The organism is Chitinophaga sancti (assembly GCF_034087045.1).
In the GTDB taxonomy this organism is placed as follows: Bacteria; Bacteroidota; Bacteroidia; order Chitinophagales; family Chitinophagaceae; genus Chitinophaga; species Chitinophaga sancti_B.
The window spans coordinates 3,942,983-3,957,445 of record NZ_CP139247.1; the positions used below are offsets into that span (position 1 = coordinate 3,942,983).

The window sequence follows — 14,463 nt, forward strand, 5'->3', positions numbered from 1 at the left end:
TTTAAAGATCCGGTTCACAGGTAGCAATTACCTCCGGAAACGCTTTATTCAAATAGCTGAAGTAGTTTACTTCGGCTATTTGGATTTTGGGTATATGGGTCTATCCGATATTTTCAATACCGGATATTCCATTAGAAGAAAAAAATTTCCCTCATCCCTTAAAATATTATCATTAGGTATTCGTCTACCTAAAAAACGGGTTTTACTTTTATATGGCAAGATTTCCATTAATGCTATTGCTCTTCCTGGTGGGCGATCTTTATTTTTACCAGGCAATATCGACAATCAGTCACGATCCCATGATTCATTTTGCCTACTGGCTGGTCGATATTTTTCTGATCGGTGCGATTATTTCTATCATCTTCATGCGCAGAGCCGGCCATACATCAGAACGCCTGATCGCTATTGTGATGGGTGCCATGATGCTCAGCTTTATCCCTAAGCTATTTTCCTCCCCGGTATTATTAGCTGAAGACATCGTTCGTTTATTCCGTGGCTTTCCAGCCAGAAGTGTCATTGTAAGTGAGGTGGCGCTGGCACTGGCAGGGGTGATCTTCCTCGTGATCCTCTTTGGATTGACAAAGGGTAAGCATTTCTATAAAGTTAGAAAAGAGACGATCTTCTTCCCGGACCTGCCGGAAGCATTTGACGGTTTTACGATAACACAATTATCCGATATACATTCCGGTAGTTTTAGCGATGCCGGTGGCGTACAGAAAGGACTTGACATGGTCGAAGCGCAAAAGAGCGACCTGCTATTATTCACTGGTGACCTTGTCAATAACATGGCTTCGGAGATGGATCCCTGGATAGGTGGTTTTACGAAATTACAGGCCCCTTATGGCAAGTTTTCCGTATTGGGTAACCATGACTATGGCGATTACATCAGGTGGGAAAGTAAGGAGGCGCAGGCGGCAAATCTGGACCGTTTAAAAGCGGTGCATGGGGAGATGGGCTTCAATTTATTATTAAATGAAGCGGTGTCGATCAATAAACAGGGGCAGAGTATTTCACTGATTGGTGTAGAGAATTGGGGGAAGGGTGGTTTTCATAAATATGGGGATCTGAAGAGAGCGACGGTGGATGTGCCGGATCATTCTTTTAAAGTCCTGATGTCACACGACCCTTCTCACTGGGATGAGGTAACGATAGATCATCATCAGCATGTACACCTTACATTGGCAGGGCATACACATGGGATGCAGTTTGGGATTGAATTATTTGGTTTTAAGTGGAGCCCGATAAAGTATGTATATAAGCAGTGGGCCGGCCTGTATGAACAGCAGGGCAAATACCTGTATGTAAACAGAGGGTTTGGTTTTCTCGGTTTAAAAGGCAGGATTGGGATGTGGCCTGAAATTGCAGTATTGACATTAAAGAAAGGCTGATAAGGGGGGCCTTATCAGGTTGTTTCTCAAACCTTATCAGTTTTTTCAAATAACATCTTTCCCCGGGAGGTTTATCTTCCGGGGGAATTTTTTTCAGCGCATTTTCAGCGCATTTTCGGGCTTTTCCCGAGGTGTTTTTCGGGATTGTTTTTCTGAGGGCTTGCTTTGGGAAGTATTTTCCCCCGGGCTGCTGCCGGATTTATAGCAGTTTCATTTCCCTGACCGTTTCATTTCCTGGCAAATCTACCGCCACTACTATTATTTTACCACCCGGTGGCTGAATGGCTACCTTATAATACCAATCTACACCATTCCTGCCTAAAACAGCGGCGCCTCTATCCAAGATAACACCATCATAATCAACCACCCGTACTTCTACAGCCGCAACCCTGAATTCATCTTTTGCAGTCACGATCACCGTCTCCTCTTCGAATCTGATATTCTGAATCTCCGGTGACGCATAAGTATCCTTTACCGCCATATTATAGGCATTCTGTCCCGGTCCGGCCAGTGACTTATAATAAGCCTTCAGGTCCGGATCTTTCAGGATCGCCAGCGCATAAGCCGCCGCTATCTTCATCTTATACCTGGCTTCCAGCTGCTTTATAGTCGGCTTATTCTTAGAAGGACCGCGTTTTTTGGCAATAATAATCTGCCCGTTCCTTTCGTAAATCGTGATTTGATCGCCGAGGGAGCCTCGTACGCATTGGAGGAGTATGTTGTCTTTTACAATGGCCATAACAAACAGTTTTGGGGTTTATAAAATCAATAATAATATAAGTATCCAAATATAGTGAATCTTTATCACTATATCAATACTAAAAGATCACTTTAAGGGCACCTCAATATCCAATAGATATTGAGGTGCCCTTAAAGTGCCCTTATAATGACCTTAAGAAAGTATTATGGAGCTATAGATTGACGCTGATTTGTAAGCTCATTTTACAGGGATTGTGGGGGCGCTTGTAGGGCATGTAAACAAGTTTTTTTTAAAAAGCCATTTGGACCCTGCTGGGATATAGTTATTTTATTGTATTTGTTATCCGCCCTATTTCGTTATTTTCGGGAATATTTGCTCGTCAAGGAATTAAATATCAACTGAATGCACACTATCCTTCCATTTTTTCTCGCGATGATCGCGGTTGTCGTAATATTAGAAATGTGGGCGACCCGGCTAAAAATCGCATATCCTATACTGCTGGTAGTGGCAGGACTGCTCATTAGTTTTATACCCGGATTGCCTGCGGTAAGGGTAGATCCCGACCTGATATTCTTTATTTTTTTACCTCCTTTATTATTCGAAGCATCCTGGGGGGTATCATTTAAAGAAATGAAAAAGTGGTGGCGTATTATCACCAGCTTTGCATTTCTTGTCGTATTCTTTACCGCCTTGTCGGTAGCTGTAGCTGCGAATTATTTCCTCCCCGGGTTTTCGATCGCATTAGGGTTTTTATTAGGAGGGATTGTATCGCCACCGGATGCCATCAGCACGGCGGCGATTACAAAATTTGTAAAGATCCCGAAGTCTACTTCGGCGATATTGGAAGGAGAGAGTTTGTTGAATGATGCGTCTTCCCTGATCATATTTCGCTTTGCCATGATAACCGTAGGTACGGGGCAGTTTATCTGGCAGGAGGCGGCGACTAGTTTTTTATGGATGATAATCGGTGGTGCCGCAGTCGGATTAATTTTAGCCTGGGCATTTGTAAAAGCGCACAGAGAAAAACGCACTGAGCATCGCTTAGATGATTATCAGTTTCCCTCAGGTACCCGAATAAAACGAGGCCGTATCTTATTGGAGATACGGCCTCGTTTTAATAATACATTGTCTGATTAAAAATCATCAGAAAAGCTCTCCGGCGTCATTTGCCTTTAACTTAATTCTTTTAGTACCGTTTTCCAGTATCAGTCTGTATTTGGATTCATTGTCCCGGTCCTTGATGTAAGTGATCAGGTATACATCTTTAGCAATTGTCCAACCTGGATATTTCTTTGCAATTGCCTCGGTTACTGAAGTAGGCAATAATTCAATTTCATATCTTTCTGCAGTCCGGATCAGTTTACCACCTTTGTCATAAGCAGCCAGTGTGAGACCGTTGGGTATCGCGAAGCAGATAAAGTATGAATCGTACTCATCTTCGTAATAATTAACGGCAGTTTTTACATCGTATGCGGCAGAAGTGATAGCCAGTGGCGCCACTGGCTGTGCCTCTTCTTTGCCGTTGACGGTTTTGATGAACTTATAACTGGTAGCCTGTAAGTTGACAGTAGGTCCGGCAGCAGGTGCAGCAGTTTGAGCAGATGATGAAAGGATATTGGTCAGCATCAGAGCGATGGCTACAAGCATAAATTGAATGTATTTCATAGCTGAAGGTTTATAGTTTAGAATCTTACTTCAAAACTCACTCATTGCCGAAGCAAAACTATTGACGTGGATCATGGGTCTTTGAAAATAGCATCATTGGCGGCCATGATTATCATCAGGGGAGTAGGAATGGGGTTGATAATCAATTGGGTTAAAAGGTGTTTTTGATGGTGAACCCTCGTGGCAGGGTGGGTAAATTCGATTTCAGCTGTATCAGCTACCTTTTTCAATTGTATTAAAAGCCCTCTTCGACAGCGAAGCGCACCTTTTCCCTCGTGGCAGGGTGGATAAATTCAATTTCGGCTGCATGGAGGTACATTCTTTCCGATGCGGTGCCGTACAGATCGTCTCCTACAATGGGGGCATTGAGTCCTGATGCATGTGCCGAATGCATACGCAACTGATGCGTTCTACCCGTAAGCGGCCAGAAATTTACTTTAGTCATGTCCGGGAATCTTTTGACTACTTCCCATTTTGTAACGCTTTTCTTGCCTGTTTCGAAGCAAACCAGCTGTCTGGGGCGGTTTAATAAATCCGGTCCCAAAGGAAGGTCGATCATGCCTCCTGACTGGTCAAGTACTTTAGAAATCAATGCAGTATAGCGTTTGCTGACTGTTCGCTGTAAAAATTGCCGTTGGATATGCTTGTGGGCTGCCTGGGTTTTGGCGACGACGAGTAGTCCTGAAGTATCCATGTCCAATCTATGAATAATCAGCGGTTCTGTATCTAGTAGGCGTTGTTTTAATCTACTATATACGGAATCACCGATACTCACCCCGGGTACGGAGCGGAGACCGGAGGGTTTGTTCACTACTACAAAACTATCATCTTCAAATACGATTTCAAGCGGATGACTATCTTCTTTTATATGCAATAACGGATTGTCGTCGATAGGTATTCCTTCCAGCATATGCGCCAGAATAGGCTTGCATTTGCCCGTACAGGCAGGGTAGAATTGTTTATGTTTCCTGATCTCTGATTTTGGAGAAGTGCCCCACCAGAATTCAGCCATTGCTATTGGTGCGTAATTTTTTGCAAAAGCAAAATGCAGGAGTTTGGGCATGGCGCATTCCCCGCTGCCAGCCGGTGGTTTGCCAAAAGGTGTTTCGCTGAAGATGGCCTGCAGACTTTTGGTCTGACCGTCTTTATTCAGAAAACTGTATTGTTCAAAGATCTGTTGTTGTAGATCAGCGGATCGTTCCTTCCGTTCATTTTTAAGGGGTTCGAGTATGGACTCGAACTGGTCCAGTTGGGTTTTTAATTCTGCTTGTCTTTCTGCCCAATTGTCCGTCAGGTGTTTCAGCTGTCTTTTATCTGCCAGACTCTGATTGATGATATCTGCCTCAGCAATAGCATATTCGGCTTCATTCAGCCGTTCTTTTAGCTGAGTCCGGAGTTGTTTACGGGTGTCTTTGTTAGCTTTTAATTGCTGCTTTAGATGGGTAATTTCTGCCAATGCAGTGATGGCTGCCTGCTCTATGTCCAGTTTAAGGCGTAGGTAATTTGCATCGGCATTCAGTTCGTCAATTCGGGCATTGATGGCAGTGATGAATTCCAGTCCTTTGAGGAAGAAGCTGTTTTCAGACAGCATATCAAAGACAGGAGGTACAAATTTCCCGTGGTCATTTGAGTTGGCGAGTTTGCCGGAGAAGGCGGAGAGATAACCCAGTCTGCCGGTTGGATCCTTTACAACCAGTACGCCGAACATTTTGCCGATAGCGGATCCATCCGTATCGTCAGTCAGTCCGAAGTTATGATCCAGCCCGGTTTGCGTTTCCAGATATTGTTGGAGGTCGGCAGCGGCTAGTTTGGATAAAGGATGTGGTTCGTAGAAAAAAGGAAAGGTAAACCGTTCAGGTAAGGCTATATCTTTTATTAATTCATCCGAAAAGTAATCGATCTTATCTCCCAACTCAATTAAATTTGGCGCAAAATTAGGACTAATGTTATTAATTTGGTAGCCCTTATGAGAAGAAAAGACTTTACAGCCGAAGAACTATTAACCCGGATCCTCAGTAATAAATCACAAAAGACATATTGGGATAATGTTAGAGAGCTACACCGAAGGGGTGGGGAGGAGACATTTAAGAGATGTTATCAATTGGTTAAAACGGGTACGGATCGGGAAAAGGAGGTAGCTGTTGATATTCTGGCACAATTGGGATCGACTGTAAGGCCTTATTTAAAGCAGTCGCTGCAACTGTATTTTGAATTGTTGGATAGTGCGTTGTTGGATAGTGCGTTTACAACAGATCTGCTCATCACTGTACTACATGCCATCCGGTTTAACAACGATACGCTGAATGCCGCTCAGGCAAAGGCTGTAGCCGCATTTAAATCTCATGAGGATAAATATGTAAGATTAGGTGTGGTATATGCATTACTTGGAGTGGAACATCAGGTAGCGGTCGATGCGATGGTAGCACTTACGACAGATAAATTTAGTGCTATCAGGAATTGGGCGACATTTGGTATTGGTTCGCAGATAGAGAAAGACTCGAAACAGATTACAGCGGCTTTGTGGAACAGGGTAAATGATAAGGAGGAGGAAACGCGGTTTGAAGCCATTGTGGGGCTGGCCATTAGAAAGGATGCAGGGATAAAAGATGTGATTATAGAGGAGTTGTTGACGGGTGAATTTGGGACATTGTTATTTGATGCGATAGTAGCGTTGGAAGATGCTGATTTTTTGCCGGCGTTGAAGCGATTGCAGATAGAATCGCAAAAGGATAAAACGATTGATCCTGGTTGGTTGAGTAAGCTGGATGAAACTATTTCTTCTTTGTCAGGTGAGTAGGGAATATGGCAGCAAGCTGGATGAAACGATTTCTTTTTTATCAGCTGAGTAGGGAATATGGCGGCAAGTTGGATGAAACGATTTCTCCTTTGTCAGGTGAGTAGGGAATATGGCAGTAAGCTGGATGAAACGATTTCTTCTTTGTCAGGTGAGTAGGGAATATGGCAGCAAGTGGATGAAACGATTATTTTTTTGTCAGCTGAGTAGGCCGCAGTGAATGTCGGGCGTGCCATTGCCACCTTTGATCATTTCATGTGCTGATAGTTGTATTGTATGTGATATAGCGAAGCAACGCTACAGGAGAGAGGGGAGTTGCTGGTGCGAGAGATCCAAAATTACTGGTGTGAGCGGTCCCAAAGGAAAAGCCTTCAGATCGGGTGATCTGAAGGCTTTGAAAATCCTAATTCAATATCCCATTCATCTCCGTCAATATCAACGGTTGCCCATCCGTCACCACAATCGTATGCTCATGCTGCGCCATAAATCCACCTCTTTCACCTACCATTGTCCATCCATCATTCAACTCAGTTGCATAAGATGAATTTGTGGAAATAAACGTCTCAATTGCCACCACTGAATTTTTCTTAAATCGTCTCTTATCTCCCTTGTTTCTATAACAAAGCAGCTCTCCCGGCTCTTCATGCAACCCTCTACCAATTCCATGTCCACCAAGGTTCTTAATCACTTTATACCCTCTCTTCTTCGCCTCCGTCTCTATCAGTAAACCAATATCCGCTATTTTTACACCACCTCTGATCGTATTCAACGCCTTCCGTAGAATCTCTTTCGATGCATCCACCAGTTTCTGATGTTGATGCACATCTTCCCCAATTACAAATGATCCGCCATTATCCGCCCAAAAACCATTCAGCTCTGCAGAAACATCTATATTGATCAAATCACCATCTTTTAAAATTCTTTTTTCTGAAGGAATACCATGGCAAAACTCATTATCCACACTAATGCAAGTCCAACCCGGGAATCCATAGGTTAAATAAGGCGCTGATTTAGCACCAAAGTCTGCCAGGATCTTCGCCCCATATTCATCCAGCTCCTTAGTACTCATGCCCGGTTTGGCATAGTTCGTCATTTCCTTCAATGTATATGCAACAGCTTCACTCGCTTTTTGCATGCCGAATAATTCGGATTCTTTTGTTATTGACATACTTTTTATTTTGTCGCTATATAGATATCAACTTCTGAATTGTCTCCCTGTTGAGATTTTTCACCGTAGACTTCAAAATCATAGGTGTATTTCCTGTTCAGTTCCGCATCTCTCTGCCAGATGTCCATCCAGCAATTGCCTACCGCAGCAGGCATCGCACCTTTTGCTGTGAATTTCTGAAACTGTTCCGGTTGAAATTCGCGGCCGGTCAATCCTTCGGGAATTTCATCCAGCGTAGTTACCGGAACTCCGATGATGGTGGTGTATTCTTCTGTATAATTGCTTTTATAATCAGTATATATAGAGAGGATTTCTCCTGATTGCTTATTCGGTATTTTCTCAAATACATTTTCAGCAAAGAACTGTCCCCATAATTTACCTAAGTCCTGCATTGCCTGACCGTCCTTATTTGTTGTTCTGACTGTAATGCCGATAACCTTAAATCCGTTTTTCATATTTTACATAAAAGATTCATGTAAAGATAGGATATATAATTTGTACAATATAATACTCGTGTACACCTCTGTTAAGGCGTTATTTAGTCTTTGCATGCCTTTGTTCTTACTGAACTGTTATTTATCCTTTGCATGCCTTCTGGTCGTTCAGAACTGTTATTTATCCTTGCATATCTTCTGGTCGTCCTGAACTGTTATTTAGTCTTTGAATGCCTTCTGTTCGTCCTGAACAGTTATTTATCCTTTGCATGCCTTCTGTTCTTCCTTAACTGTTATTTATCCTTGCATATCTTCTGTTCGTCCTGAACAGTTATTTATCCTTTGCATGCCTTCTGGTCGTTCTGAACTGTTATATATCCCTGCATATCTTCTGTTCTTCCTGAACCATTATCTGGTCTTCGAATATGCTAAACTTTTCCTGATCCGCTCCCTATGCTGTTCCCCCCAAGCCCCCAATTCACGCAGCACATCTTTCAATGAATGACTATATTCCGTAGCTTCATAAATAATCGTCACCGGCGTAGTCGGGTATACATTCCTTGTAACAAACTCATTTAACTCCAGGTCTTTTAATTCCTGTGCCAGCACCTTAGGCGATATCCCACTCACTGCATGCTGGATCTCATTAAACCGTTTCGCAGATTGTACAAGACTTAAAATAACCGGTAGTTTCCACTTGCCGCCAAGAACATACAGTGCATCCAGCACATATTTCAGCGAGTCTGCGCACGCTTCTTTTCCCGGGATATTATCATCAGTGATCATGCTGCAAAATTAAGCACTTTCCTGTATGTAAGTGCTTCCCTTTAGGTAAGTCGGAACTATTTACTGGTTGTCGCAAATATTTTTGTGGCCTTAAAATATAGTTCTTATGAAACGTGTTCTTCATTTAATTTCAAGTTTGCAGGGAGATACATCTTACAGCACCAAACTGAGCAAAGCGATCATCAGTAAGGTGATTGAAAAATATCCAGGCAGTACAGTAGAAGAGGTGAATCTTGTTGAACAGGCAATACCACATATTACCCCAGCATTGTTGCAGACTATGTTCACACCCGGCGAACAACTGACTGCAGCAGCCAAGGAATTGCTACGTTACTCTGATGACGCTGTCAAACAATTAATGGCAGCAGATATTATCGTGATTGGTGCGCCATTGTACAACTTCACAATTCATTCTTCATTGAAGTCCTGGATAGACCATGTAACCCGTGCGGGTATCACATTTGGCTATAATGAAAATGGTCCGGCGGGAATGGTGACCGGCAAGAAGGTGTATGTAGCCATGTCATCAGGTGGTGTATATTCAGAAGGCCCCGGTAAACAGAATGACTTTGTAGCCCCTTACCTGAAAGCGTTTCTGGGCTTTTTAGGAATGACGGATCTCACGGTATTCCGTGCAGAAGGTTTGAAAGTACCCGGCATCAAAGAAACGGCCCTTGAAAAAGGGATTGAGAGTATCGTGATCGACTGATTGAGGGGATCTGATTGATTGGTTGAGAGTATCTGGATCGATTGATTGAGAGTATCTTGATTGATTGGTTGAGAGTATCGTGATCGACTGATTGAGGGGATCTGATAGATTGGTTGAGAGTATCTTGATTGATTGGTTGAGAGTATCGTGATCGACTGATTGAGGGGATCTGATCGATTGGTTGAGAGTATCTTGATTGATTGGTTGAGAATATCTTGATCGACTGATTGAGAGTATCTTGATAGATTGATTGAGAGTATCGTGATTGATTTGTTGACTGGTTGACTGATACTTAGAGTGATAGATAGATAGATAGATAGATAGATAGATGGATAGATGGATAGCGTGCTTGAGCGTATCGGATCAATAGATTGTTATTAAACCAATACCTTTCCGGGGGCGTGTGTCGTTTTGAATTGACTCAAGCCGGCCGCAGGCAACTGCACGGGAGATTCTGGTGATTTTCTTAGAAAATTGAAATTGATACACTACCCTTTCCGGAGGTATTGGTTTATCGCCATAGTGGTTATATATTTACAGCTATGGCAAAGAAAAGAAAAACACTCCCCAAAGAGTTTGAAGACCTGTTAAAGAGTGGTGATGTACAAGCGCTCAAAGATGTATTCACCAAATGCGAAATAGATGCCCGTGGCAGTTTTTATAAACATACTGCATTGGCATTTGATCATTGTCCACATGAATTAGCCCAATGGTTAGTAGAACAGGGTGCGGATTTGCAAGCTACCGATACCTGGGGAAATACCCCGCTTCACCGTCGGTCACGTAGCAGATCCGGGAATATTTCATCGCTGTTGGAATTAGGTGCCGATGTGAATATGGCAAGTAATTACGGCGGTACCCCGCTACATGCAGCTGCGGAGGCGCATAATCCTGAAAATACAGCATTGTTATTAGCCCATGGTGCAAAAGTAGATATCATCAATATATATGGTTTGACTCCGTTAGAGTCTGCGTTGAAAACGTGTAGCAATATTGAAATTGTTAAAACCCTTGCGATTGCGAAATTGTATCGGGATGCGGGTGTGGCCTTCACAGCAAAGATGAAGGAGTTAGTGGCTGAAATAGGGAAGCGGTTTGAGTTTCACAGGGCCACATTCAATAAAGAGAGTGTGGAAGAAGTGAGCGCTGCATTGGAGGAACTTTATAGCCTGTTTGGTGCGGAGCCGGTGGCGAAGCGTGAGATGCATGATGGATCCTCTCCAATTATTCCTAAGGCTGCCAGCTGGGAAGATCAGCATGATGAACTATGGGCAATGTTGGTGCCATCCAGCGGTCCGGCAGCCACTGTGCAGGGAGAGGTGATCCGGATATCAGGAAAGATTTCAAGGGAGTTGCAGGGGAATGGTGGCATTAACTGGGATGATGATTTCAAGAAGATGGCGGATGCATTTCTTACATTTGTAGGTACAGGGAATGCGGTATCATATGATGAAACGGAAAAGATCGTGAAAGAGGTAAAACGTAAATCGGGTGATACTGACAGGATGCTTGAAATTGCAGTGAAGTGGGTGGTGGAGAATCCTATGCCGGTAAAACTTCCAGTTGTTGAATACAAAAGATAGATATGTTCTCATTTTTTAAGAAAAGTAAAGTAAGTATTCAATCTGCCAGGATCCCTGATTTTGGTTGGAAGAAGATCAGAGAGGACTTTTTATCGCAGGTGAGACACTATGTTAACCTGATTGAAAATGAGGTGCAATGGGGTACGGAAATTGATAAATTGGAACATTTTGAAAGATAAATCAAATGGCTATGATAATATAGCCGAATTATATTCCCGACACAGGGGGGCCACTGGCTCGGCTACAGTCAGGGCCTGGGCGCAGTCTTTTGCCAAAGGCGCAGTAATACTTGATTTGGGATGCGGCACTGGCATTCCGGTTACGAAAATATTGCTGGAAGCGGGGTTGAAGGTGTATGCAGTAGATGCATCTGCAAAAATGGTAGCGGCTTTTCAGGATAACTTTCCGGATGTACCTGTGGAATGCGAGTCGGTAGAGGAGTCTAAGTTTTTAAATTTTAAGTATGATGGCATTATCGCTATTGGCGTAATATTTTTATTGGATGAAGAAGTACAACGATCACTTATTGCCAGGATGGCCGCAGCGTTAAATGCTAATGGAAAGTTATTGTTTACCGCCCCTTTGCAAAAGGTAGCCTGGCAGGATGTAATGACCGCACAAACCTCAAGGTCTTTAGGTGCAGAAGAATACAAAAAACTGTTGCAGGCAGCTGGTTTATCCCGTGTGGAAGAATTTGAAGATGAGGGCGGAAATCATTATTTTAGTGGTATATGAAAATTGATAACCCAGCCTTCAACTATGACAAGTCGGGGCAAAAATATGTCATTTACAGACAGACCGATCCATGCATTGAAGCCTTTATCCACCAGCAATTATCAGATGCCAGAACGATCCTGAATGTTGGCGCACGAGCAGGCTCTTACGAACCGCAGGATAAGTATGTAGTTCCGGTAGAACCTTTCATCACGATGCGGCAACAAAGGCAATCATAAAGAACTGATCTTTATTAAAAGATGGTATGAAATAAATAACATTTTACATTTTGAGAAGGTTATCCTGCAATCAATGGAACAAGGTGATGAGCAGCTATTGGATAGTCATAGAGACAGGGAGAAGAGCTAACGGATTTTTCTCCTTATTCTGCTAAGTGATGATTGAGTGATACCTAAATATGAAGCTAAATAGGATAATGGTATTCTATTGGCCATTGTAGGAAAGTTTCTCAAAAACATCAGGTAGCGTTCGGTGGCATCTTCTGCCATCATCGGACTGATCCTGTTTACTTTTTCCGCCAGTCCTTTTGCTGTTATTTTGGCAATAATCGCATCCCAGCTGATGATGGTCATAGACAATTCTTCCATGGCAGTTTTAGACAGGACTAAATATTCACAATCGGTGATGGCCTGTATATACTCAGTAGAAGGAATACCCTGGTTATAATTGTTTACATCGGCGATAAAGTTATTTTCGTCAAGGAAGTATTTCGTGATCTCATCGCCTTTGTTGTTGTAGTAGCAAACCCGCATAATTCCATCCAGCAAGAAGATGATTTCACGGGGTATTCTACCCGCTTCGTGATAATATTCATCTTTTTTGGTTGTTTTTAGCACAGCTTTGCTTGTAATCATCTCAATCTGCTGTTGATTGAGATGACCAAAATGTAATAGGTAATTGATCAGTTGTTCCATGTGTAGCTATTTCATTTGACTCATCAGCAATTTGTCAAACAATTTATCAGACAATATTTTTCTCATGAACAGCATGGGTTTTGCCATTGCACCTCCAATATACCTTGTTTTTGGATGTGTTGCTTCAATTCCTTTTTTAATCAGTTTGGCGATCACAATTGCTTCAGCTGAGTTCTTTTCCATGTCGTCATACATCTTCAGCAGGCTATTCGCCAGACCTTTATATGCCGTATTTCCGGAAACGCGCATCAGTTCCTTACCACCAATCCCCATCATTTCAGATTTGGTGCCGCCGGGTTCAATGACAATGACATCGATACCAAATTGTCTGACTTCATTACGAAGGCAATCGCTCATTCCTTCTATGGCAAATTTACTGGCATGGTACCATGCGCCCATTGGCAGACCGACTTTACCACCTACAGAAGAGATGTTGACGATCTTTCCGTACTTGTTTTCCCGCATGCCAGGTAGTACCAGTTGTATTAATCTTGCTACACCAAAGAGGTTGATTTCCATCTGGTTTTTCGCTTCTGACAAAGGTACGTCTTCCAGTGCACCGTAGGAGCCCAGGCCCGCGCTGTTAATGAGGATATCAATATTGCCGGTTTGTGCTACACAAGCAACGATACTATCGTCTTTTGTCACATCCAGCTTAATTGGTTTGATACCATATGCCTGCAGGGCCTGGAGCATTTCCATACGGCGTGCAGCGCCATATACATTGTAGCCGTTTTGTGCCAGATAAATAGCGGTTGCTTTACCAATTCCGGAGCTGGCCCCGGTGACCAATACTGTTTTCGACATCGTTTTTAATTTTATGATGCGAAGGTAGACTGGCTGGAATTGGGATTATTTGCCATTTGGCAAAAAGGTAAAATGGCTGTTTGAAAAATTTAAATGGCTTTTAGAAAAAGTAAAATGGATTTTTAAAAGTTAAGATGGGAGTCAAAAGTTCGAATGGCTATTTTAAAGCTAAGATGGCTGTTGTAAAAGTTAGAATGCCTGTTTTTCCTGCCATTCGAATATGCCTATTCGTTTTGCAATCAGCCACTGGTTATTCCCGAAGATGTAATTATCGTAATAAATGGCACCGATTGTCGTCTTCACTTTCGCGCCAATCAGTGTAATCTGGCAATAACATGTTCCGGTAGCGGAATCGCCATCTATAGTTACCTTTTGCTGGCCATTGAAATGGTAGATCGTGTCGAAGTCTTTAAGGAAATTGGTAAAAGCAGATTCCATCTCTTTCCGGCCATTCAGTTTTAAGATAGGAGTCCCTTCAATAAAAGTTTCTGATATTCCATCGTCAGTAAATAGCTGCACCTGTGCGTGAACATCTTTTTTATCTCCCAGTATGGAAAGGGTATCGACCAGTTCCCGCAGGGCAAACCTATCTGCTAATTCCTTCATATTCATACCTGTAATTTTATTTGACAGTCAGCACAATCTTACCCTGGATATGTCCATTAGCAGCGCATTCATGTACTTCCTTCGTATTCATACCTGTAATTTTATTTGACAGTCAGCACAATCTTACCCTGGATATGCCCATTGGCAGCGCATTCATGTACTTCCTTCATATTC

Annotated in this window: 17 protein-coding genes; 8 read left to right on the forward strand and 9 right to left on the reverse strand. The window is 42.7% G+C overall.

All coding sequences use genetic code 11. The features are described from left to right. Positions 1–212 precede the first annotated feature (212 nt). Positions 213–1,388 (forward strand): metallophosphoesterase, encoded by a 1,176-nt coding sequence (locus SIO70_RS16275; protein WP_320581910.1) that lies wholly within the window; start codon positions 213–215, stop codon positions 1,386–1,388. A gap of 199 nt (positions 1,389–1,587) precedes the next feature. Here the strand turns inward: SIO70_RS16275 and SIO70_RS16280 are convergent, their stop codons facing one another. Then, positions 1,588–2,127 carry a hypothetical protein gene (locus SIO70_RS16280; protein ID WP_320581911.1) on the reverse strand — a complete coding sequence of 180 codons (540 nt, stop codon included), beginning with the start codon at positions 2,125–2,127 and terminating at the stop codon, positions 1,588–1,590. Positions 2,128–2,490: 363 nt separating this feature from the next. On the opposite strand from SIO70_RS16280, the gene SIO70_RS16285 reads away from it, so the two are divergent. Further along, on the forward strand, positions 2,491–3,225 hold the full coding sequence (locus tag SIO70_RS16285) for a cation:proton antiporter (RefSeq protein WP_320581912.1): 735 nt from the start codon (positions 2,491–2,493) through the stop codon (positions 3,223–3,225). Positions 3,226–3,231: 6 nt separating this feature from the next. Here SIO70_RS16285 and SIO70_RS16290 read toward each other — a convergent pair whose 3' ends face one another. Next, on the reverse strand, positions 3,232–3,753 hold the full coding sequence (locus tag SIO70_RS16290) for a nicotinate-nucleotide adenylyltransferase (RefSeq protein ID WP_320581913.1): 522 nt from the start codon (positions 3,751–3,753) through the stop codon (positions 3,232–3,234). Between the two features lie 235 nt (positions 3,754–3,988). Beyond that, positions 3,989–5,665, reverse strand: a complete 1,677-nt coding sequence (locus tag SIO70_RS16295) for an RluA family pseudouridine synthase (RefSeq protein WP_320581914.1) — start codon at positions 5,663–5,665, stop codon at positions 3,989–3,991. 54 nt (positions 5,666–5,719) lie between these two features. Between SIO70_RS16295 and SIO70_RS16300 the strand changes: the two genes are divergently transcribed. Further along, on the forward strand, positions 5,720–6,550 hold the full coding sequence (locus SIO70_RS16300) for a hypothetical protein (protein ID WP_320581915.1): 831 nt from the start codon (positions 5,720–5,722) through the stop codon (positions 6,548–6,550). 400 nt (positions 6,551–6,950) lie between these two features. On the opposite strand, the gene map is transcribed toward SIO70_RS16300, so the two are convergent. The 3 genes from map to SIO70_RS16315 form a co-directional block, all read right to left on the reverse strand. Beyond that, positions 6,951–7,715, reverse strand: a complete 765-nt coding sequence (map, locus tag SIO70_RS16305; RefSeq protein ID WP_320581916.1) for a type I methionyl aminopeptidase — start codon at positions 7,713–7,715, stop codon at positions 6,951–6,953. A gap of 5 nt (positions 7,716–7,720) precedes the next feature. Next, a complete protein-coding gene (locus SIO70_RS16310; RefSeq protein WP_320581917.1) occupies positions 7,721–8,170 on the reverse strand; it encodes a GyrI-like domain-containing protein in 450 nt (149 codons plus the stop codon). Positions 8,171–8,557: 387 nt separating this feature from the next. Beyond that, positions 8,558–8,935 carry a helix-turn-helix domain-containing protein gene (locus tag SIO70_RS16315; RefSeq protein ID WP_320581918.1) on the reverse strand — a complete coding sequence of 126 codons (378 nt, stop codon included), beginning with the start codon at positions 8,933–8,935 and terminating at the stop codon, positions 8,558–8,560. 106 nt (positions 8,936–9,041) lie between these two features. On the opposite strand from SIO70_RS16315, the gene SIO70_RS16320 reads away from it, so the two are divergent. The 5 genes from SIO70_RS16320 (at position 9,042) to SIO70_RS16340 (ending at position 12,180) form a co-directional block, all read left to right on the forward strand. Next, a complete protein-coding gene (locus tag SIO70_RS16320) occupies positions 9,042–9,644 on the forward strand; it encodes an FMN-dependent NADH-azoreductase (protein ID WP_320581919.1) in 603 nt (200 codons plus the stop codon). Positions 9,645–10,186: 542 nt separating this feature from the next. Beyond that, a complete protein-coding gene (locus tag SIO70_RS16325) occupies positions 10,187–11,227 on the forward strand; it encodes an ankyrin repeat domain-containing protein (protein WP_320581920.1) in 1,041 nt (346 codons plus the stop codon). 2 nt (positions 11,228–11,229) lie between these two features. Beyond that, entirely contained in the window at positions 11,230–11,406 is a 177-nt protein-coding gene (locus SIO70_RS16330; protein WP_320581921.1) for a hypothetical protein, read from the forward strand. Beyond that, positions 11,396–11,962, forward strand: a complete 567-nt coding sequence (locus tag SIO70_RS16335; RefSeq protein WP_320581922.1) for a class I SAM-dependent methyltransferase — start codon at positions 11,396–11,398, stop codon at positions 11,960–11,962. The genes SIO70_RS16330 and SIO70_RS16335 overlap by 11 nt, the downstream gene beginning before the upstream one ends. Next, a complete protein-coding gene (locus SIO70_RS16340; RefSeq protein ID WP_320581923.1) occupies positions 11,959–12,180 on the forward strand; it encodes a hypothetical protein in 222 nt (73 codons plus the stop codon). The genes SIO70_RS16335 and SIO70_RS16340 overlap by 4 nt, the downstream gene beginning before the upstream one ends. 126 nt (positions 12,181–12,306) lie before the next feature. Here the strand turns inward: SIO70_RS16340 and SIO70_RS16345 are convergent, their stop codons facing one another. The 3 genes from SIO70_RS16345 to SIO70_RS16355 form a co-directional block, all read right to left on the reverse strand. After that, positions 12,307–12,876, reverse strand: coding sequence for a Crp/Fnr family transcriptional regulator (locus tag SIO70_RS16345; protein ID WP_320581924.1), 570 nt, complete (start codon positions 12,874–12,876; stop codon positions 12,307–12,309). Between the two features lie 6 nt (positions 12,877–12,882). Beyond that, positions 12,883–13,683, reverse strand: a complete 801-nt coding sequence (locus SIO70_RS16350; RefSeq protein WP_320581925.1) for an oxidoreductase — start codon at positions 13,681–13,683, stop codon at positions 12,883–12,885. 189 nt (positions 13,684–13,872) lie between these two features. Further along, a complete protein-coding gene (locus tag SIO70_RS16355) occupies positions 13,873–14,295 on the reverse strand; it encodes a nuclear transport factor 2 family protein (RefSeq protein ID WP_320581926.1) in 423 nt (140 codons plus the stop codon). Between the last annotated feature and the right edge of the window lie 168 nt (positions 14,296–14,463).